This is a genomic window from Sphingobium sp., from assembly GCF_048594625.1.
Taxonomy (GTDB): Bacteria; Pseudomonadota; Alphaproteobacteria; order Sphingomonadales; family Sphingomonadaceae; genus Sphingobium.
In genome coordinates this window covers 1-20,586 of sequence record NZ_JBMDWL010000041.1, presented here as the reverse complement: position 1 = coordinate 20,586, position 20,586 = coordinate 1, and the positions used below count along the sequence as shown (strand labels likewise).

20 protein-coding genes are annotated in these 20,586 nt (G+C 63.2%); 9 read left to right on the top strand and 11 right to left on the bottom strand.

Translation table 11 applies throughout. From position 1 onward, the window contains the following. Positions 1 to 6 precede the first annotated feature (6 nt). The 4 genes from ACOJSJ_RS05725 to ACOJSJ_RS05710 form a co-directional block, all read right to left on the bottom strand. Positions 7 to 1,524: an XrtA system polysaccharide chain length determinant gene (locus ACOJSJ_RS05725; RefSeq protein WP_420144024.1), complete on the bottom strand. Its 1,518-nt coding sequence runs from the start codon at positions 1,522 to 1,524 to the stop codon at positions 7 to 9. A gap of 2 nt (positions 1,525 to 1,526) precedes the next feature. Beyond that, a complete protein-coding gene (locus tag ACOJSJ_RS05720; protein WP_420144023.1) occupies positions 1,527 to 2,171 on the bottom strand; it encodes an XrtA/PEP-CTERM system exopolysaccharide export protein in 645 nt (214 codons plus the stop codon). Positions 2,172 to 2,303: 132 nt separating this feature from the next. Then, positions 2,304 to 3,536, bottom strand: coding sequence for a pyridoxal-dependent decarboxylase, exosortase A system-associated (locus tag ACOJSJ_RS05715; protein ID WP_420144022.1), 1,233 nt, complete (start codon positions 3,534 to 3,536; stop codon positions 2,304 to 2,306). Beyond that, the gene (locus ACOJSJ_RS05710; protein WP_420144038.1) at positions 3,533 to 5,044 is read right to left on the bottom strand and encodes an acyl-CoA ligase (AMP-forming), exosortase A system-associated; all 1,512 of its coding nucleotides are present in this window, start codon (positions 5,042 to 5,044) and stop codon (positions 3,533 to 3,535) included. Before ACOJSJ_RS05710 ends, ACOJSJ_RS05715 begins: the two co-directional genes overlap by 4 nt. A 112-nt stretch (positions 5,045 to 5,156) precedes the next feature. Here ACOJSJ_RS05710 and ACOJSJ_RS05705 point away from each other — a divergent pair, with 112 nt between their 5' ends. Together ACOJSJ_RS05705 and ACOJSJ_RS05700 are read left to right on the top strand one after the other, a co-directional pair. Further along, entirely contained in the window at positions 5,157 to 6,134 is a 978-nt protein-coding gene (locus tag ACOJSJ_RS05705) for a GNAT family N-acetyltransferase (protein ID WP_420144021.1), read from the top strand. 28 nt (positions 6,135 to 6,162) lie between these two features. Continuing rightward, positions 6,163 to 6,450, top strand: coding sequence for an acyl carrier protein (locus tag ACOJSJ_RS05700; protein WP_420144020.1), 288 nt, complete (start codon positions 6,163 to 6,165; stop codon positions 6,448 to 6,450). A 26-nt stretch (positions 6,451 to 6,476) separates the two neighbouring features. Here the strand turns inward: ACOJSJ_RS05700 and trxB are convergent, their stop codons facing one another. Both trxB and ACOJSJ_RS05690 read right to left on the bottom strand, forming a co-directional pair. After that, positions 6,477 to 7,439, bottom strand: coding sequence for a thioredoxin-disulfide reductase (gene trxB / locus ACOJSJ_RS05695; protein ID WP_420144019.1), 963 nt, complete (start codon positions 7,437 to 7,439; stop codon positions 6,477 to 6,479). Between the two features lie 110 nt (positions 7,440 to 7,549). Further along, the gene (locus tag ACOJSJ_RS05690) at positions 7,550 to 8,053 is read right to left on the bottom strand and encodes a 2'-5' RNA ligase family protein (protein WP_420144018.1); all 504 of its coding nucleotides are present in this window, start codon (positions 8,051 to 8,053) and stop codon (positions 7,550 to 7,552) included. A gap of 90 nt (positions 8,054 to 8,143) precedes the next feature. Between ACOJSJ_RS05690 and ACOJSJ_RS05685 the strand changes: the two genes are divergently transcribed. Next, a complete protein-coding gene (locus ACOJSJ_RS05685) occupies positions 8,144 to 8,566 on the top strand; it encodes a sugar transporter (RefSeq protein WP_420144017.1) in 423 nt (140 codons plus the stop codon). A 107-nt stretch (positions 8,567 to 8,673) separates the two neighbouring features. Here ACOJSJ_RS05685 and mltG read toward each other — a convergent pair whose 3' ends face one another. From mltG to ACOJSJ_RS05670, 3 genes are all read right to left on the bottom strand, one after another. Then, entirely contained in the window at positions 8,674 to 9,645 is a 972-nt protein-coding gene (mltG, locus tag ACOJSJ_RS05680; RefSeq protein ID WP_420144037.1) for an endolytic transglycosylase MltG, read from the bottom strand. An 82-nt stretch (positions 9,646 to 9,727) separates the two neighbouring features. After that, a complete protein-coding gene (gene fabF, locus ACOJSJ_RS05675) occupies positions 9,728 to 10,987 on the bottom strand; it encodes a beta-ketoacyl-ACP synthase II (protein ID WP_420144016.1) in 1,260 nt (419 codons plus the stop codon). 179 nt (positions 10,988 to 11,166) lie between these two features. After that, the gene (locus tag ACOJSJ_RS05670; RefSeq protein WP_007689016.1) at positions 11,167 to 11,400 is read right to left on the bottom strand and encodes an acyl carrier protein; all 234 of its coding nucleotides are present in this window, start codon (positions 11,398 to 11,400) and stop codon (positions 11,167 to 11,169) included. Between the two features lie 207 nt (positions 11,401 to 11,607). On the opposite strand from ACOJSJ_RS05670, the gene ACOJSJ_RS05665 reads away from it, so the two are divergent. Together ACOJSJ_RS05665 and ACOJSJ_RS05660 are read left to right on the top strand one after the other, a co-directional pair. Next, positions 11,608 to 12,834 (top strand): glycosyltransferase family 87 protein, encoded by a 1,227-nt coding sequence (locus ACOJSJ_RS05665; protein ID WP_420144015.1) that lies wholly within the window; start codon positions 11,608 to 11,610, stop codon positions 12,832 to 12,834. Then, positions 12,831 to 13,400 carry a hypothetical protein gene (locus tag ACOJSJ_RS05660; protein WP_420144014.1) on the top strand — a complete coding sequence of 190 codons (570 nt, stop codon included), beginning with the start codon at positions 12,831 to 12,833 and terminating at the stop codon, positions 13,398 to 13,400. The genes ACOJSJ_RS05665 and ACOJSJ_RS05660 overlap by 4 nt, the downstream gene beginning before the upstream one ends. 165 nt (positions 13,401 to 13,565) lie before the next feature. On the opposite strand, the gene fabG is transcribed toward ACOJSJ_RS05660, so the two are convergent. Together fabG and fabD are read right to left on the bottom strand one after the other, a co-directional pair. Further along, positions 13,566 to 14,306 carry a 3-oxoacyl-[acyl-carrier-protein] reductase gene (fabG, locus tag ACOJSJ_RS05655; protein WP_420144013.1) on the bottom strand — a complete coding sequence of 247 codons (741 nt, stop codon included), beginning with the start codon at positions 14,304 to 14,306 and terminating at the stop codon, positions 13,566 to 13,568. A gap of 20 nt (positions 14,307 to 14,326) precedes the next feature. Then, positions 14,327 to 15,262: an ACP S-malonyltransferase gene (gene fabD / locus ACOJSJ_RS05650; protein WP_420144012.1), complete on the bottom strand. Its 936-nt coding sequence runs from the start codon at positions 15,260 to 15,262 to the stop codon at positions 14,327 to 14,329. 160 nt (positions 15,263 to 15,422) lie between these two features. Here fabD and ACOJSJ_RS05645 point away from each other — a divergent pair, with 160 nt between their 5' ends. The 4 genes from ACOJSJ_RS05645 to ACOJSJ_RS05630 all read left to right on the top strand — a co-directional run bounded on the left by ACOJSJ_RS05645 (position 15,423) and on the right by ACOJSJ_RS05630 (position 20,504). Next, entirely contained in the window at positions 15,423 to 16,907 is a 1,485-nt protein-coding gene (locus tag ACOJSJ_RS05645; RefSeq protein ID WP_420144036.1) for an efflux transporter outer membrane subunit, read from the top strand. After that, the gene (locus tag ACOJSJ_RS05640; protein ID WP_420144011.1) at positions 16,897 to 18,462 is read left to right on the top strand and encodes an efflux RND transporter periplasmic adaptor subunit; all 1,566 of its coding nucleotides are present in this window, start codon (positions 16,897 to 16,899) and stop codon (positions 18,460 to 18,462) included. Before ACOJSJ_RS05645 ends, ACOJSJ_RS05640 begins: the two co-directional genes overlap by 11 nt. A gap of 5 nt (positions 18,463 to 18,467) precedes the next feature. After that, the gene (locus ACOJSJ_RS05635; protein ID WP_420144010.1) at positions 18,468 to 19,169 is read left to right on the top strand and encodes an ABC transporter ATP-binding protein; all 702 of its coding nucleotides are present in this window, start codon (positions 18,468 to 18,470) and stop codon (positions 19,167 to 19,169) included. Between the two features lie 129 nt (positions 19,170 to 19,298). After that, on the top strand, positions 19,299 to 20,504 hold the full coding sequence (locus ACOJSJ_RS05630) for an ABC transporter permease (protein ID WP_420144009.1): 1,206 nt from the start codon (positions 19,299 to 19,301) through the stop codon (positions 20,502 to 20,504). Positions 20,505 to 20,586: the final 82 nt, after the last annotated feature.

Here is a 20,586-nt window from a genome sequence, read left to right as displayed (position 1 = left end):
GCTCCTTCACGCCATGCCGCGCTGGACAAATTCGACGACGATCAACAGCAGGCAGACGGCCGCAAGGCCCCCGCTCGCCCCGGCGAACCATTTCATGCGCTGTTTTTCGACCGCGACCTGCGCAGCGTTCAGCGTCTGGCTGATCGACCCTGCGACCGGCAGGCCGATCGCCTTTTCCAGCCGCGCAGCCGTCGGGAACGTGCCCTTGAGCTGACCAAGCGCGAAGGCGACGCCGATGCCTGCGCCGATGCCCAGGATCAAAACGCCCAGCAACAGTACGGGGCGATTGGGCGCGAAGGGGGTGGTCGGCGTGCTGGGCGGGTTGATGACGCGGAACTGGACGGCGCCGGTTTCGGTCTTCACCTCGCCACGCAGGCGGATTTCTTCGCGGTCGGCGGTCAGCTTGTCATATTGAGCCTTCAGCGCCGCATAGTCGCTTTCCAGCTTTTCCTGTTCGGATGCCACGCCCGGTTCGTTGACCTGTTTCGACATCATGGTGTTGAGGTCACCCTGCAACTGCGCCTTGCGCGTGCTGAGCGCCTGCACCGTGGCGGCGCGTTCGGCCTGCATCGACCGGATCGACAGATAGGCGGGATTGGGCGTACCGCCGACGGCGGACGCGCCACCACCCGCTTTACGCAGGGCATCGACTTCACGCTGGGCAGCGATCACGTCGGGATGGCTGTTGGTCCAGCCGCGCGCCTTCATCCCGGCCAGATTGGCCTGCGCCTGCGCCAGCGGCGATGCACCACCCGACGCGCTGATGCCCGGCAGCGTCGCTGGCGTGCCCGCCAGCTGGCCGTTCATCGCGCTGAGGGCGCTTTGCGCCTGCACCAGTTGGGAATCGATGTTGCTGATTTCCGCGCGCGCCGCGTCCATGCGCTGGCTGATCGAACCGGCGCCCGGCAGCAGGCCGACATAGCGCTGGGCAAATTCCACGCGGCGCTGATCGGCGGCCTCCAGCTGCTTGCCGCGCGCAGCGATTTGTTGATCGAGGAAGGCAAGGCTCTGCTTGGTCTGGTTGCGGTCGCCCGACAGATTTTCTTCCTGAAAAATGTCGATCAGCTTTTGCGTCACCTGTTGCGCGATGCGCGCATTGGCGCCGTCCGACAGGCCCGAATCGGCGGAGATCGCACTGATGTCGATCATGCTGGGATCGGCCTGCGCCATGACGGTGATGTTTTCGCGCAGCGTCGTGATCTTGGCCGCGACGTCGCGCGGACTGGACACGCCCTGCGACAGGTCGGTGTCGCGCACGACCTTTTCCAGATTTTCCGCGCTGGCCAGCGTGCTGCGCACACGGTCCAGATCCTGCTGGGACTGAACCTGGGTGATGCCCACTTTATCTTCCAGCAGCGACTGGGTGTTCACATAGACCCGCGCCTTTGACTGATAGCTGTTGGGGATGAGCGCGACGCCCAGCCAGCCCAGCATGCAAACGCCCCACGCCACGGCCAGAGCCACCCAGCGGCGGCTCCATATGCCATGCAGCAGGACCAGCAATTCGTCGTAAAGACCCGCCATGATCAGAACATGCTTTCAGGAATGATGATGACGTCGCCCGGCGCCAGCATGACGTTGGCTTTGGTGTCGCCCTTTTTCAGAAGGTCGCTCAGGCGCACCTGATATTCCTTCTGCTTGCCCGTATTCTTGTCAAAGCGCACCAGCCGTGCCTTGTTGCCCGCCGCATATTCGGACAGGCCACCCACCGCGATCATCGCATCCAGCAGCGTCATGTTTGCACGATAGGGAATGGAAGCCGGCTTTTCCGTCGCCCCCACGATCCGTACCTGTTGGCTGAACGTGCCGCTGAAATTGTTGACGATGACCGACACCAGCGGATTTTCGATATATTGACTGAGCGCCAGCTTGATGTCGTCGGCCAGCATCTTGGGCGTTTTGCCCACGGCAGGCATATCGGTGATCAGCGGCGTGGTGATGCGGCCATCGGGGCGCACCTGCACCTTTGCCCCCAGTTCGGGATTGCGCCAGACGAAGATGGTCAGGTCGTCGAGCGGGCCGATGACATATTCTTCCCCCGGTCCTTCCTGCGTCGATACGAAGGAAGCAGGCGGCAATTGCGGTCCGGACGGCGCCGAAGCACAGCCCGACAGGGCCACGGCGGGCAAAGACACGCCGATCAGGAGCCTGGAAACCGACAGAAAACGCATAATCTCACCCCTCATTGGGGCCATGCGCGGACGGTCGCCATAGAGGGCAAGACGGCCGGACAGCACATGGCTTCGGGCACCTTCATGCCCGTAAAGGGTAAAGATACCGTTAGGAGTTAAGTCCTGCGCAAATCAGCCAAGTAAAAGCTGTCGCGCATCTGGATGACCAAGAAAAGCGGCAGGACTTGCCGAAGCGCCATAAGCGCCTGCAAGAAAGATGGCGACGAGATCGCCCTCCTCGACTGGCGGCAGGGCTACCTTGTCCCCCAGCCGGTCAATGGGTGTGCACAGGCACCCCACCACGGTGACCGGATCGGCCGCGGGCGCCGCGCCGAAACGGTTGGCGAGCGCCATGGGATAGTTACGCCGCACGACTGTGCCGAAATTGCCGCTGGCGGCGAGTTGATGGTGCAGGCCGCCGTCGACGACCACGAACGCCTCCCCCTGACTGAGCTTCACATCGATGACGCGGGTCAGATAGACGCCCGCTTCGCCGACCAGCCAGCGCCCCAGTTCCATCGCCATGATGCTGCCGGTCAATATGTCGGGCAGACTGTCCATTTCGCTGTCCAGCGCCACGCCGATCGGCCGAATATCAAGGGCGTGATCCCCGGGAAAATAGGGAAGTCCAAAGCCGCCGCCCAGATTGACCAGCCGCGGCGTCGCCCCCACCGCGTCCGACAATCGCCCGGCCAGGGCCATAGTCGCCGCCTGCGTTTCGATGATCGCCATCGGATCGAGATTCTGGCTGCCCGCAAAGATATGCCAGCCCTGCCAGTCTGCCCCGGCGTCGATCATGGCGCGCGCCAACGCCGCCGCCCGGTCCGCATCGATGCCGAACGGCTTGGCCCCGCCGCCCATGCGCATGCCGGACCCTTTCAGGTCGAAATCGGGATTGACCCGGACGGCGAGGCGCGGCGTCTTGCCGATCCGGTCGGCGATGGCGAGCGCCCGCCGCCCTTCCCCTTCCGATTCCAGATTGACGGTTACGCCAGCGAAGATCGCGGCCTCCAGTTCGTCGTTACGCTTTCCCGGACCAGCGAAACTGACCCGATCCGGAGCCATTCCGGCGTCCAGCGCCATGGCGAGTTCGCCGCCCGACGCGATGTCGAACCCATCCACCTGTCCGGCCATCCGGGTCAGCAACGGGGCATAGGGATTAGCCTTGATCGCGTAATGAAGGTGGAGCGCATCGGGCATCGCGTCGCGAAAGCGGCGCACCTGCGCCTCGACGATGGTCATGTCATAGACGAAAAGCGGCGTGTCGCCCGCTTCATCCACCAGACTGGCCGCGCCGCAACCGCCGATGACCAGCATGCCGTCTTCTTCCCCGAACCAAGCCGGGATCGGTCCCATCGGCTTCATGCGCCATGCTCCTTTGCCAGCGCGACCCGATCTATCTTGCCATTGGGATTGCGGGGGAAATCGGGGTGCACGATGATGTCCTTTGGCTGCATGAAATTGGGCAGTTCGGATTTCAGATGGGCGGCGACCGCCTGCCCTATGTCGGGGTCAGCCGCGCGGATCAACAGGCGTACCGTCTGCCCCAGACGATCATCCTTCACACCCAACGCAACCGCTTCGGCAACGCCATCCACGGCCACCGCCGCTTCCTCTATCTCGGTAGGGCTGATGCGATTGCCTGCGGACTTGATCATCGCATCATCGCGGCCGACGAAGTAGAGCAGCCCCTGCCCGTCGCGCCGCACCGTATCGCCCGACCACACCGCCATGCCGCCATAGCGCGATGCGGGTGGCGCCGGCCTGAAACGTTCGGCCGTACGCGCCGGATCGCGCCAATAGCCCTGCGCTACCAAAGGCCCGCAATGGACCAGTTCGCCCGGTTCGTCGTCACCAGTCACGCTGCCGTCCGGCCGGACCACCAATATCTCCGCAAAGGGAATGGCGCGGCCCATGGAATCGGGATGACTGTCCACCAGAGCGGGCGGCAGATAGGTGGAACGGAACGCTTCCGTCAGGCCATACATCGGGTACAGGTCCGCCTGCGGGAACAGTCTGCGCAGCTTTGCCACTAGCGGCCGGGTCAACGCGCCGCCGCTGTTGGTCAGACGCCGGAGCTTTGCCGCCACATCCCCCGGCCAGTCCAGTTCGGTCAGTTGCACCCACAGCGGCGGAACCCCCGCCAGCGTCGTGATGTCACGCCGATCGACCAGTTTCATGACATCGCGCGCCGTCAGATAATCGAGCGGATAGACGCATCCCCCCGCATACCATGTGGATAGCAGCTGATTCTGCCCATAATCGAAACTGAACGGCAGGACGCAGGCGGTGCGATCTTCGCGCGTCAGTTTCAGATAATCGGCGACCGCCACCGCGCCCAGCCACAGATTGGCATGGGTCAGGACCACGCCCTTGGGCCGCCCGGTCGACCCGCTGGTGTAAAGAATGGCCGCCAGATCGTCGGGCGCGGCATGGGATGGACCGATGCCTTCGCCTCCGCTCATGGCGGCGGCGGCGTCATCTTCGCGGTGCTGCTGGCAATCGGCGGGCACATCGCCCGGCAACAGGCTGTCCAGCCGGGCCGCCGTGCCGATCAACAGGCGTGCGCCGCTGTCCGCCAGAATATGCGCGACCTGCCCATGTTTGAGCAGCGGATTGACGGGCACATGGACCAGCCCCGCGCGCGGCGCCGCCAGCGGCATCAGCGCCGCCACCGGTCCCTTCGCGATCCAGCTGGCGACCCGCGCGCCCGGTTCCAGCCCGAAGCCGGCAAGCCAGCGCGCCAGCCGCCCCAGCGTTTCTTCCAGTTCGGCATAGGCATAGCTGCCCGAACGTCCATCCAGCGCGGGCCTTGCAGGATCGCCACGCAGCAGCAGATGATCTATCGGCCGCACCTGCGCCGCATCGATCATGGGGAAACATTCAGTCACAGATGCTTAACTCCATGTCGATCTTTTTACTCTATGCATTGCGGCGGCTGGGGGCGGAGATAGTCGGTTGCGGTCGGTAAGGGAATATCACAGCATGGACGATGTGCGACTGGCGCTGGCCGGTCGGATGGATCGCGCCCATGTGCCCGGCCTGTTCGACCGGCTCGACTGGTTCGCTGCACTCCACCGTCACTGTCTGTCCGACATGCCCATTCATATTCTGGCTGCGGAGGAAGACGGGCGAGAGGCATGGTTGCTCCTCATGAATCCAGCACCGCGACGGGCGGAGGCTCTGGCCAACTGGTATAGTTTTTCATGGGCGCCTATGTTCATCGGCAATCCCGATCCGCAGGTGCAGGCGCGGCTGATAGATCGCATCGTCCGTCATCTGCGCCGGGCCTATGCGCGGATCCAGCTGTTCCCCATGGACGATGCCGCCCCGGTCATGGCCGCGCTGCGACGCGCCGGATGGTTTACGGTGCAGCGCCCCATGGGTGGTCGCCACCTGCTGCATGTCCAAGGTCGCAGCTTTGCCGACTATTGGTCTGCGCGACCCGGCAGATTGCGCAGCCTGATCCGGCGCAAGGGGCGCAACAGTTCGTTCACCCTGTCGATCAGTAAAACGCTGACCGATAATCTATGGCGTGATTATGTCGATGTGCATGACCGCAGCTGGAAGGATGCCGAACCGGGCCTCGATTTCCTGCGCGATCTGGCCGGGCGGGAAAGTGCGGCGGGGACTTTGCGGCTTGGCTTTGCGCGGGTTGATGGCCGGGCCGTCGCCACGCAGCTGTGGACGGTGGAACATGGCGTCGCGCTGATCCACAAGTTGAGCCATGACAGCGCATATGATCGCGCATCGCCGGGCAGCCTGCTGAGCCACGCTATGTTCGAATATGCCATCGATCAGGATCGCGTCCACCTGATCGATTACGGCACCGGCGATAACGGGTACAAAACCGACTGGATGGACAGCCGCATTCCTTTGCAACAGGTGGATGCGTTCAATCCCCGCTTCCCATCCGCATGGCTGCCCGCCGCGCGCGCCGCCATTTCCGCGCTTGTAGGTTAGGCCGCGAGCCACTAGTTAGGCGGCCATTATGCAGGCGCAAAATTCACAGCCGGTCGACCGGACATTCGATGTTGAAGGCCAGATGCGGGCGCTGCTCCGCGATACGCTGGGCCTGTCGCAGGAACGCGTGGATGCGTTCGATGCGGACACGCCGCTATTCGGCGCGCTGCCCGAACTGGATTCGATGGCGGTCGCAGGACTGCTCACCGAAATCGAGGACCGTTTTCACATCCTGATCGAAGATGAGGATATTGACGGCGACACGTTCGAAAACTTCGGGTCGCTGGTCGCCTTTGCGAAGGCGAAGGTCGCCTGACCCCCGCCCCCGCTGCCTGACATGGATCAGGCGGTTTCCAGCTGTTCGAAATCGACTTCCGCCAGGAATTTTTCGACGTCCAGCGCCGCCATGCAGCCCATGCCCGCCGCCGTCACCGCCTGACGATAGATTTTGTCGGTAACGTCGCCTGCGGCAAAGACGCCGGGGATGGCGGTGCGGGTCGTGCCCTTTTCCACCACGATATAGCCTTCGTCGAGCGGCAGCTTGCCATCGAACAATTCGGTCGCGGGATGATGGCCGATGGCGACGAAACCGCCGTCGGTCGGCACATGCGATTTTTCGCCGGTGACGGTGTCGATCAGATCGACTCCGACCAGCCCTTCGGGCGTGCCGCCGCCGACGAATTTATCGACCGCCTTGTTCCACAGCACCTTGATGTTCGGATGCGCATGCAGCCGCTGTTGCAGGATCTTTTCCGCGCGCAGCGAATCGCGACGGTGGATCAGCGTGACGTCATGGCTGTGGTTGGTGAGGTACAGTGCTTCTTCGACCGCGGTATTGCCGCCGCCGATGACCACCACCTTCTTGCCCCGATAGAAGAAGCCGTCGCAGGTGGCGCAGGCCGATACGCCCTTGCCCTGAAGATGTTCTTCCCCTTCGACGCCCAGCCATTTCGCCTGCGCGCCGGTGCAGATGACCAGCGTGTCGGCGACGTAGATGGTGCCGCTGTCGCCGGTCAGGCGGAACGGGCGTTCGGACAGGTCGATGTCGACGATCTGATCGTACATCATCTGCGCGCCGACATGTTCGGCCTGCGCCTGCATCTGTTCCATCAGCCATGGTCCCTGGATCACATCCCTGAAACCCGGATAATTTTCGACGTCGGTGGTGATGGTCAGCTGGCCGCCCGGCTGCATCCCCTGCACAACGATCGGCGCAAGACCTGCGCGCGCGCCGTAGATGGCGGCGCTAAGGCCGGCGGGGCCGGAACCGAGGATCAGCATGCGGGTGGAATGGGTGGCGGTCATGTCAGGCTTTCAAACTGCGATTCGAATAGGGCGACAGAGATAGGCGGCCCGCCGCATGGTGCAAGCGAAGGATTTGCTTGGGGCGCGGCAAGTCTGGCTGCGTTGAGTCTTCAGCCCCGAAACTTCGCCTGCATCGCCGGTTCCCATGGGCCGCCGCGATAATACCACGCCGCTAGCCCGGCTATGCTCAGAGGGCGCGGGCGAAATGTGCGCCGCAACCCCGCCGCCAACGCTTTTGCAGCCGAAGGATCGACCTTGTTCTGCACGGTGATATGCAGGCTTGGCCGCGCCTGATCCTGTGGCGTCAACAGACCCGCAAAGGCATTCGCCAGTTCGTCGCGCATTGCCATCAGTTCCGGGCTGTCCACGCGATAGGCGACACCCCGGCCCAGCAGCATGACATCCGTCAGCCGTGCGGCAGGCGGCGGCCCCGCGCACAACCGCTTCAGCCGTACCGACACGTCTTCCAGCACCGTCGGCGGCAGATGGTGAAACAGCGTCAGATGCGCGGGGATGAAGTTGCGTTCCGGCAGAAAGTGCGCACGGCGCAAGCCATCCGCCCAGGCGAAATCGGCCGCCCCCATCAGGGCCGTGACGATGATCGGCGCGCTCATCGGATCGTCTTTCGCCCGGCCGCAATCAGGCGTAGGATGCGATCATGACGGTCATGGGGCAACAGGCCGTCGCATCGGAAGGCTATCGTCATGTCGGCACCACGCTCCTTCACCATCATCGCCATCGTCCTGCTGCTGTGGAACCTGATGGGGGTAATGGCCTTCGTCATGCAATATAATATGGACCTTGCCGTGCTGGCGGAAACCGACCCTGCGGGTGCGCGGATATTCGCCGCCATGCCGGGATGGCTGTGGATCGACTATGGCGTCGCGGTACTGGCCGGAACGGTCGGCGCAGCCAGTCTGTTGGCGAAACGGAAAGCCGCCGTGGCGCTGTTCCTGCTGTCGCTGGTCGCGGTGATCGTTCAGTTCGGTTACACATTCCTGGCGACAGACCTTATCGCGGCCAAGGGCGTGGTGGTCGCCATGGCTTTCCCGATCCTGATCTTCGCAATCACCATCTTTCAGTGGCGTTACGCCAGCGCGCAGATGGCAAAAGGCGTCCTGCGCTAGAGCGCGCTGCGTCAAATGGGACGCAGGTCGCGCACTCTGAGCTTTTGTTGTCGCATTGTTTCAAGCGGAAAACCAGTTCCCACTTTTCCGCACGATGCTCCAAATCTTCACAGCTCTCCACGTGCGCGTCGGATTTCGAACCATTTGCGCACATTTTCATTATGCTGCTGATAGGTGTCGGCAAAGATATGGCCGCCCTTTCCATCGGCGACGAAATAAAGCGCCTTCGTTTCCGCAGGGTGCAGCACGGCCAGAATGGACAGCCGCCCCGGATTGGCGATCGGCCCCTTTGGCAGACCGGTCATCGCATAGGTGTTGTAATCGTTCACCGCCGCGATTTCCGATTTACGGATGCGGCGGCCCAGCGGCTTGCCCTTGGTAATGGGGTAGATGATCGTCGGATCGGCCTGCAACATCATGTTGGTGCGCAGACGATTGGAATAGACACCCGCAACCATCGGCCTTTCGGACGGCACGCCGGTTTCCTTTTCCACGATGCTGGCCAGAATGATCGCTTCCTTCGGCGATTTTGCAATCGTGTTGGAAGCGCGTTCCGCCCATAGCTGGGCCAGCGCCTTGTCCATCGCCGCCTGCATGCGTTTCAATATGGCGGCGCGCTGCTCCCCTTTGTCGAAGGCGTAGCTGTCGGGCAGCACGCTGCCTTCTTCGGGCACCTTGATTTCGCCGGTCAGCTGGTCGTTCGCCATCAGCCGTTCGTAGACGAGGATCGACGGCATGCCTTCGGGAATGGTGATCAGGCGAGTGAGCGTCTTGCCGCCTTGCAGGATCGACAGGATGTCGCTGTTGCTGGCACCCGCGGGGATGATGAACTCCCCGGCCTTGATCGACTTGCCTGCGCCAAAGACCTTGGCACGGGTCAGGAAGGCATCGGCGGATCGCACCGCCCCGCCCTGCTTCAGCAGCACCGCCGCGTCTGACAGGGTCGCCCCCTCCGGCACGATGATGCTGACATCCTGCGTCGCCGGTCCCTTTTCGCTCCATCCGGAAACGAAGCGGAAGGCGATCAAGGCCGCGATGGCGAGGCCGATCAACAGGATGACGCAGCCAAATCGCCGCATGGGGTTGCCCGATCGTCTTGCCATGCCGGTTCAGCCTGTATGCCGTGACGCGCGCCGCCGGGGCGGCACGCGCCAGCTATTATCAGATTGCCTTCATGATGAGCGAGGCATTGGTGCCGCCGAAACCGAACGAATTGTTCAGCACCGCACGCACCTTGCGCTCCTTGGCCACATGCGGGACCAGGTCCACGCCCTTGCAGCTTTCGCTCGGTTCGTCGAGGTTCAGCGTCGGCGGCACGATCTGGTCGCGCATGGCGAGGATGCAGAAAATGCTTTCCACCGCGCCCGCGCCACCCAGCAGGTGGCCGATCGCCGATTTGGTGGACGACATCGACATGGTGGACAGATTGTCGCCGAACAGGCGTTTGACCGCTCCCAGTTCCAGTTCATCGCCCAGTGGGGGCGAGGTGCCATGGGCGTTCACATAGTCGATGTCTTCAAGGCTGAGGCCCGACTTTTTGAGCGCCATCTGCATCGAACGGAAACCGCCGCTGCCTTCGGGATGCGGCGCGGTGACGTGATAGGCGTCGCCCGACAGACCGTAACCGATCACTTCGGCGTAGATTTTCGCGCCGCGCTTCTTGGCATGCTCATATTCTTCCAGCACGACCACGCCAGCGCCTTCGCCCATGACGAAGCCATCACGGTTGATGTCGTAAGGGCGGCTCGCCTTTTCAGGCGTGGCGTTGAAACCGGTCGAGAGAGCGCGCGCCTGCGCAAAGCCCGCGATGCCGATGGGGCAGATCGCGCTTTCGGCGCCGCCCGCCAGCATGACGTCGGCATCGTCCATCGCGATCATGCGCGCAGCGTCGCCGATCGAGTGGGCACCGGTGGAGCAGGCGGTGACGACGGCATGATTCGGCCCCATCAGGCCATATTTGATCGACACCTGACCGGAGATCAGATTGATCAGGCGACCGTGGACGAAATGTGGCGAGACCCGGCCCGGCCCCTTGTTGGCCAGCACCAGCGATTCGCTTTCGATGCCCGGCAGGCCACCGATGCCCGAACCGATCGAGCAACCGGCCCGCAGCCGTGCTTCTTCCGACATATTGTCGAGGCCCGCGTCGCGCAGCGCTTCGCTGGCGGCGGAAATGCCGTAGACGATGAAGGGATCGACCTGACGCTGGATCTTGTGATCGACATCCAGCGAGGGATCATAGCCATATTCATGGTCAGCCGGTTTCACTTCGCAGGCGATGCGGCACTTATATTCGCTGGCGTCGAAACGCTGAATCGTCGCCGCGCCCGATTTGGAGGCGATGATGTTCTTCCAGCTGGTTTCGACATTTCCGCCCAGCGGGCTGACCATACCAAGGCCGGTTACGACGACACGACGCATATCCTAGCTCCGAAATCTATCATGGGCCTTGTGCCGCCCACCTGGCTATTTAAAGCGCGCTTTCGACCGGCGCGCCAGATACGAAAAGGCTCCCCACGCTCGGCACTGGCCGGACAGGAGGAGCCGTCTCTTACGCGTAAGCGCAGCCTTTCCCCCGTGGGATCAGGCCGAAAAACGCCTTACTGCTTGCTGTCGATATAATCGATCGCATCCTTCACGGTGGCGATCTTTTCAGCAGCGTCGTCGGGGATTTCAACGCCGAATTCTTCTTCGAACGCCATGACGAGTTCAACGATGTCCAGGCTGTCTGCGCCCAGATCGTCGATGAAGCTCGCGTCCTCGGTCACCTTTTCGGCTTCAACGCCCAGATGCTCGACGACGATTTTCTTTACGCGATCCGCGGTCTCACTCATGAGTGGTCCTTCTTACTGGGTATCGTTGGTGGTTCTGAATAACCGTTAAGGCATTGCCCTAGTGCCAAGCCCCGATAGAGGCAAGAGGGAAGACCGCCAAGCCCCTTCGTGCGGTTGGGCAACCCGTTGGCAATAAAAAGCGGACTTCTGGTAGATAATAACCCCTTATTTACCAAAATTTCAGCGCCCTCGTGTCAGAAAACCGGCATGATGCCGCTTTCCGCCACCGATATATTCGTGACCCGCGCCCGTACAAGGTGGGCCGCGGCGATGATGGTGGCTGTGACGATGATCGCCATTGTTGCCCTGTTCGCCACCGCCCACGGAACAGTGGATTCGCTGGGGCGGCCGGTCGGAACGGATTTTTCCAATGTCTGGACGGCAGGCTGGATGGCCAATCATGGTCAGGCGGCGATGGCATGGGACTGGCCGACCCATTATGCCGTGCAGAAGCAAGCGCATCACGACGATGCCATCCCTTTTTACGGCTGGCATTATCCCCCGCCATTCCTGATCATTGCCGCCCTTCTCGCGCAATTGCCCTATATCGCCGCACTCCTTGTCTGGCAGGGGCTGACTCTCACCATGGCGCTGACATTGGTGCGGCGCATTTTGCCCGGCAACCGTGACGCGATGCTGGCGGCCATGGGCGCGCCTGTAGTCATGATATGCCTGGGCCATGGCCAGAACGCATTTCTGACCGCCAGCCTGCTGGGCGGCGGCATGTTCTTTCTCGACCGGCGGCCGTGGGTTGCGGGCATGCTGTTGGGCGCGCTGGTATATAAGCCGCAATTCGCGGTGCTGATCCCCATCCTGATTATGGCGCGGGGCAATGTTCGCGCTTTTGCCGGCGCTGCGCTGATGGCCGGCGCGTTGTGCCTGCTGACCCTTGTCATCTGGGGCTGGCCGGTATGGCAGGCCTTTATCGAATCCCTGCCGCTAACCCGGCAAGTCGTGATTGAAGGCGGCACGACGGGGTGGGAGAAGATACCCAGCCCCTTTTCCGCCGTGCGCCTGTGGGGCGGGCCTGTAACACTCGCCTATGTCGGCCAAGGCGTCGTAACCATTGCCGCAATCGCCGTGGCAGCGCTGACGGCGCGGCGCGGATCGATGGAGTTGCGGGGCGCGGCGGCATTGAGCGCGGCGTTGCTTTGCACGCCCTATGTGCTGGACTATGATTTCGTGCTGCTGGGCGTGGCCATCGCGTTTCTGGTCGCAGACATGGGCAAGCGCGGCACCTTGCGATGGGAGCCGACATGGATCGCCTATGGCTGGGCCGCCCCGCTGTTTGGCCGGATCGTGACGGAATGGACTTTGATTCCGCTCAACCTGATCGCGGCCATCGCTATACTGACCCTGACCATACGGCGCGCGATCGTGCTGGATGGCATCATCGGTCGTGATGTCGGGAACATGCGAAAGGCCCGCATATGAAGGCCGCCGCCATCCTCATGCCGGCACTGATCATGATGCCTCAGGCGTTGGCGCAATCGGATGCCGCCAGCACTCAGCACAGGGCCGCTCACAAGCTGGGCCTGCCCGCCGACGCGGTGAATGTCACTCCCGCGCGGTGGAACGGCCGACCATTCGTCTTCGCCGACTATCTGACCGGCAAGCCCGGCCAGGAAGAGCGGCAACTGGTCATGCTAGACGCGCGCATGGAGCAGCCCCCGGTCAGCGTCACCGTTGGGGAACAGGAAGGCGGCGCACCGCGCATTCTGGCGATCGGCTTCGCCAATGCGGATCGCGATCACGCCAGGGAGCTGATCGCCATCATGGCCTGGGACATTCGCCACTATGACGTGAGCGGCACCATGTATGACATCCGCATATTGGATGACTGGAAACCCGGCCAGCACGCTCTGTCCCCGATGCCGTCGGCCGAACGGCTGTTCGACCAATTTGGCTGCGATTGCGGGCGGCGTGATGGGGATGATTCCACGGCCGACATAAAGACCATTGCGGCGGTAAAGCAGCGGTTGAAACGCGCCGGTTATTAAAACCTGATCCGGTTGGTCTGAATCCGATCCTGTTCCAATTGCCCTTCGTTCACCGCATTTTTGCGTGCCGTCATCCGTGCCAGATGACTTCTAAAATGCTCCAAAAAAAGGGCCGATGCGCCCAAGCGCACGGCCCTTTTCCCGAAATACAGATCGACGCGGCGATCAGATCATCGCCATGCCGCCATTCACATGCAGGGTCTGGCCGGTGACATAGCCCGCTTCACGGCTGGCGAGGTAGACCACCGCTGCGCCGATGTCGTCGCCATTGCCCAGATCGCCCGCCGGGATCTTCGTCAAGATCGCGCCCTTCTGCGCATCGTTGAGCGCATCGGTCATCGCCGACCGGATGAAGCCGGGCGCGACGCAATTGACGGTGATACCACGGCTCGCCAGTTCCTGGCCCAGCGACTTCGACATGCCGATGATCCCCGCCTTCGACGCGCAATAATTGGCCTGCCCCGGATTGCCGGTGACGCCCACGACCGATGTGATGGAGATGATGCGGCCAAAACGCGCTTTCATCATCGGCTTGGCGGCAGCGCGGACGAGGCGGAAGGCAGCCTCCAGATTGACGGAAATGACCTGCGACCATTCCTCATCCTTCATGCGCATAATCAGGTTGTCGCGCGTGATGCCGGCATTGTTGACCAGAATGTCAACCTTTCCACCCAGCGCTTCCACCGCCTGTGGAACCAGCGCATCGACGGACGCCGGGTCGCTGAGGTTGCAGACGATGGTCTTGTGATCTCCGCCCAGTTCGGCAGCGAAAGCCTTGAGCTTTTCCTCATTGCTGCCCGAAAGCGCGAGGGTCGCACCCTGCGCAGCAAGCGCCCTGGCGATCGACGAACCGATACCACCCGAAGCGCCGGTCACCAGCGCGGTCATGCCTGTAAGGTCGAACATAGTCTCTTATCCCTATCCTGTCAGAAAGCCGCCAGTGCAGCTTCAATATCATCCATCGTCACGATGCTGCGCACGCTCGCATCGGGTGCGATGCGCTTGACCATGGGGCCGAGCACCTTGCCGCCCACTTCCACGAAATCGGTCACGCCCGCATCCCACATGGCCGCGACGGATTCGCGCCAGCGCACCCGGCCCGTCACCTGCTCGACCAGACGCGCCTTGATGTCTTCCGGGTCTGCAATCGGCACGGCCAAGACATTGGCATAGACCGGCAGCAGCGGCGCGTTGATCGCGGCCTTGGCCAGCGCTTCATCCATCGCTTCGGCAGCGGGCTGCATCAGCGGGCAATGAAAGGGCGCCGATACCGGCAGCAGCACGCCGCGCTTGATGCCATGGTCCTTCACCAGAGCCACGGCGCGCTCGATCGCGCCGCGATGACCGGAAATCACGACCTGCGACGGGTCATTGTCGTTCGCTACGGTGCAGATTTCACCTTCCGCCGCGGCGTCGGCCAGCGCCTGCGCCTTGTCGATGTCCGCGCCCAGCAGCGCGGCCATCGCGCCCTCACCCACCGGAACGGCCGCCTGCATCGCCTGCCCGCGCAGCTTCAAAAGGCGTGACGTGGTGCCGATGTCGAACGCCTCGACCGCGCACAGGGCGCTATATTCGCCCAGCGAGTGACCAGCAACATAATCGCCCTTGTCCGCCAGCGAGAAACCGCCCTCCCTCTGCATGACGCACAGGGTGGCGATGGCATTGGCCATGATGGCGGGCTGAGCATTTTCGGTCAGGGTCAGGTCGCTGTCCGGACCTTCCACCATGATGCGGAACAAATGTTGCGACAGGGCGTCATCGACCTCCTGAAACAATTCCTTCGCCGCCGGGCTGGCGTCGGCCAGTGCCTTGCCCATGCCCACCGACTGGCTGCCCTGCCCCGGAAAGAGAAATGCCCGCATCGTTCGACTCCACTCACAAGCGCCTGCCGAAAAGCGCTGAAATTCAATATCGTTACACTTTGAGACATAAATGTCATTGAGACGTACATATCCCTGCGGCAGTCAGGGAATGGACGTCCGCCGCCCTATACGGAAACGGCGCGTGGCGGCCCCTTTAACGATGACGGAGTGCGAGGAAAAGGTGCCATATCGCATTGCATGGATCAGCGGCGCGGCGCTCCTGCTATCTGCCTGCGCGGCGGGGCCGGATTACCGCGCGCCGCAGGCCGCTGCGCTGGGCGTCCCGGCCGCCTATAGTCAGGCCAGTCCCCAAGGCGGTACCCCCCCGGTCAGCGACGCGGACCTTGCAAGCTGGTGGACGCGGCTCAATGATCCTGCGCTCAGCAGCCTGATCGACAGCGCCATCGCCAATAATCTGGACATCGTGCAGGCGCAGGCCCGGTTGCGGCAGGCGCGGGAATCGCTGCGTCAGGCCAATGCCAGTTTCCTGCCGCAGGTGAACGGATCGGCCACCGGCGGGCGCAATTACAGCAGCCAGGATGCAGGCGGCCGGCTCGACAGCAGCGGCAACCCGATCGGCGGTGGATCGTCCAACTGGTCCAGCAGCTATTCGGCGCGCGCCAATGCCAGCTGGCAGATCGACCTGTTCGGCGAACTGTCCCGTTCGGCGGAGGCCGCGCGGGCCGATCTGGCCGCGTCGGGATATGACCTTGCCAATGTGCGCATGACCATCATCGGCGAGCTGGTGACCAATTATGTGCAGGCGCGCCTGGCGCAGGAACAATTGCGCGTCGCCCGCGAAACGCAGACCGTCCAGAAGGACAATTATGACATCGCCAACTGGCGTTTACAGGCGGGCCTTGCGTCTTCGCTGGACGAGCAACAGGCCAAGGCCCAGCTGGCCCAGACCAACGCCAGCATTCCCCAGCTGGAAGCCAGTTTGCGCGGCAGCCTGAACCGCATCGCCGTGCTGACCGGACAGGCGCCGGGCGAAGCGACCCGTGCGCTGGAAACCCCCGCCCCCATCCCGACCGCCGCAGCCGATGTCGCCACCGGCATTCCCGCCGACACGCTGCGCCAGCGGCCCGACGTGCGCAGCGCCGAACGCGCGCTGGCCGCCGCCACCGCGCGGATCGGCGTGGCACAGGCGCAGCTTTACCCCTCGCTCGGCATCAACGGAAACATCGGCACGACTTCGAACAGCTTCAAGGAACTGTTCGAACTGATTACCGGCGGCATCTTCGGCAATGTGTCGCAGGTGATTTTCGACGGTGGCCGCCTGCGCTCTCAGGTCCGATCGCAAAAGGCGGCCACCGACGCCGCCTTCGCCGCCTATAAGCAGAGCGTGCTCGGCGCGCTGGAGGATGTCGAAAACGGCATGGCCTCGCTCGACAGCGCCCGCCGCCGCAAGGTGGAGTTCGCGACGGTTTTCGACGCGTCCAATAACGCCGCAATATTGGCGCGCAGCCAGTATCAGGCGGGCATGATCGATTTCCAGACGCTGTCCACCAGCGAAACCACTCTCCTCAATGCGCGCAACAGCCTCGCCTCCGCGCAATCCGACGAAATTTTGGCCATCGCCCAGCTTTACAATGCACTGGGTGGCGGCTGGCAGACCATGGAAGCCCGCCCCGATGAGCAATGATGTGACCAAGGATCAGCCGATCGACGAGTTCCTCGGCACCCCGCCGCAAAAGCCGTGGCGCAAATGGGCGATCCGGGGCGGCATGGCGGTCGCACTGCTGATCGTCATCCTGCTGCTCGCCCGCTGTTTTTCGGGCGATGACAAGCCCAGCTTCGCTACGCGGGAGGTGCGCAACGGCGACCTGACGGTCAGCGTGTCGGCGACCGGGAACCTCAAACCCATCAATCAGGTCGATGTCGGGTCCGAACAGTCGGGTAAGATCACGGCGGTCTATGTCGACGTGAATGATCGCGTGACCAAGGGGCAGAAGCTCGCCGAACTGGACATCCGCCGTCTGGTCGACACGGTGAACCAGAACCGGGCGCAGGTCGCCTCTTCGCAGGCCAGCGTCGCGCAGGCGCAGGCGCAGGTCGCACTGGCAAAGGCGACGCTGGACCGGCAGGAAAATGTGTTCCGCCTGTCGGGTGGCCGCGTGCCTGCCAAGACGGAGATGGATTCCGCCCGCGCCGATTATCAGGGCGCGCTCGCCAACCTGCGCGCCACACAGGCGCAAGTCGATGTGTCCCGCGCCCAGCTGTCCAGCGCCCAGACCAACCTGTCCATCGCCCAGATCGTGTCGCCCGTGACCGGCGTCGTCCTGTCGCGCGACATCGAACCGGGGCAGACGGTCGCCGCATCCTTCAACGCACCGGTGCTGTTCACCATCGCCGAAGACCTGACGCAGATGGAAGTCGAAGTGTCGGTGGACGAAGCGGACGTTGGGCAAGTGAAGGAAGGCCAGAGCGCCACCTTCGCCGTGGATGCCTTCCCCGGCCGCACCTTCCCGGCGAAGGTCACGCGCGTCAATGTCGGCTCCAACGCGTCGAGCAGCAGCTCGTCATCCTCCTCCAGCAGCAGCACGACCAGCAGCAGCACGGGCACCGTGGTCGCCTATACAGCGGTGCTGAGCGTGGACAACAAGGATGAAACGCTGCGTCCTGGCATGACCGCGACGGCGGACATCGTAACGCAGGAACTGCATGACGTTCTGCTCGTCCCCAACAGCGCGCTGCGCTTCAAGCCCAGCACCAACGCACAAGGCGGCGGCATCACAAGCGTCCTGCCGGGACCCGGCCGGATGCGGCGCGGCAACACCCGTCAGGTGAAGTTCGGTTCGGGCAGTAGCCAGACCGTCTATGTCGTGGCGGAAGATGGCAGCCCCAAGGCCATTCAGGTCACCGTGGGTGCCAGCGACGGCGCACGCACCGCCATCACCGGCGGCAATCTGAAGGCCGGGATGCGCGTCATCACCGGGCAACTGGCCAAGGGGCAGCAGCCCCCGGCGGAGGATCAGGCCCCAGCCGACAAGGCGCCCCAGGGAGGCGACAGCAAGGCGCCGCAAGGCTCCGGGACCAAGGACCGCCCGCGCAATCCGTCCACCGACGGATCGCCCGCGACGGTCGGCAAGCTCGGCAATTCGGGGGACGCCGCGCCGCAGACCGCCCCAGTCGAACCCAGCAAGGGCCAGCCTGCCCCCGGCGAAACGCGCGGCACCGGCCGCCCCAGCGGAACCTGACGCATATGGGCGCGGACCCGATCATCTCGCTGCGCGGCGTGACCAAAATCTATGGCGAAGGGGCCACCGCCTTTCAGGCGTTGAAGGGCGTGGACCTCGACATTCAGCAGGGCGATTTCGTTGCTGTCATGGGGCCTTCGGGGTCGGGCAAATCGACCACGATGAACATCCTGGGTTGCCTCGACGTCCCTTCGGGCGGACAATATCTGTTCCGGGGCCATCATGTGGAGACACTGGACCGTGACCAGCGCGCTTTGCTGCGCCGCCGCTACCTTGGCTTCGTGTTTCAGGGGTTCAACCTGCTGTCGCGCACCACGGCGCTGGAAAATGTCGAACTGCCCCTGCTCTATCGCGGCGAGGACAAAAAGCTGCGCTACGAAATGGGCATGGCCGCGCTGGACAAGGTGGGGCTGAAGGACTGGTGGGATCATACGCCCGCCGAACTGTCCGGCGGGCAGCAGCAGCGCGTCGCCATCGCCCGCGCCATCGTGACCCAGCCCGACGTGCTGGTGGCGGACGAACCGACCGGCAATCTCGATTCGCAACGGTCGGTTGAGATCATGGAATTGCTGACAGACCTCAACCGGAACAGTGGCATCACCGTGCTGATGGTGACGCATGAACCCGACATGGCCGCCTATGCCCGCACCATCGTCCATTTTCGCGACGGCCTCGTCGAACGGATCGAGGAAGGGGTGAAGGCGTGAGATGCACTGTAATCTCCGTTCGCCCTGAGCGAAGTCGAAGGGCAGGTCTGAGCGGAGCGAAGGGGCTCGCTACGCTCGGTCATGGGCTTCGACTTCGCTCAGCCTGAACGGATTTAGGATTTATAACTAGTGCTAGGCACCACCATCATTCTCGCCTTTCGCGCGATCAACCGGCACAAGCTGCGTAGTTTCCTGACCACGCTGGGCATCATCATCGGCGTGGCGGCTGTCGTCACCATGGTGACGCTGGGCAATGGCGCGACGGCCGCCGTGCGCGAACAGATCAGTTCGCTGGGCGCGAACGTGCTGCAACTGCGCCCCGGACAAGGCTTTGGTCGTGGCGGCGGTGGCCCCCGCCCGCCCGATTTCAAGGAACGCGACCTGACCGCCATCGAAAACCAGTTGACCGGTGTGCGCGCCGTCGCCCCGGTGGTCCAGTCCAGCGGCACCGCCATCTATGAAGGCAATAACTGGTCCACCACCGTCTATGGCACGACATCGGCCTATTCGGAGGTGCAGCAGTGGAAAGTCGCCGACGGCCGCCTGTTCCTGCCCGAAGAGGAGGAAGCCGGCCGCCCCGTCTGCCTGATCGGCAATACGGTGCGCAACAACCTGTTCCAGGGTGCGGAGCCGGTCGGGCTGCGGATGCGGATCAAGGGCTTATCCTGTCAGGTGGTGGGCGTGCTCGCCACCCGTGGTCAGGGCGGCTTCGGCGATCAGGACGATGTCGTCGTCATGCCGATCAAATTCGTGCAGCGCCGCTTCACCGGCGATCGCGACATCAGCCAGATCATGGTCGCGGTAGACGACGCCTATGACACCAGCACTGTGCAAGCCAGCCTGGAAGAACTCATGCGCGAACGGCGCAAGATCAAGGCAGGGCAGGACGATAATTTCAATATCTTCGACACCAAGCAGATCAGCGACACGCTGACCGGCACCACCACCATCCTGACACAGATTGTGGGCGCGGTGGCGGCCATATCCCTACTGGTCGGCGGCATCGGCATCATGAACATCATGCTGGTGTCGGTGACGGAGCGAACCCGCGAAATCGGCATCCGCCTCGCCATCGGCGCGGTCGCCCGCGAAGTGCTGATGCAGTTTCTGGTAGAGGCGATCGTATTGTCATGCCTTGGCGGCCTGATCGGCCTGTTTCTGGCGCTGATCGCATCGGTCGCCATTGCCCCGCTGATGCAGGTGCCATTCCTGTTCGATCTGAAGGTGAACCTGATCGCCTTCCTCTTTTCCGCCGCGATCGGGGTCGTGTTCGGCTATTTCCCGGCACGCCGGGCCGCTGCGCTCAACCCCATCGACGCGCTGCGGCACGAATAAGACCCCCGCCCGTTCGCTTCGCGCGTGGTCGAGAAGGTTTTGGCGCAGGCTGATACAAGTTCCGGCACAATGCGGATGTCGC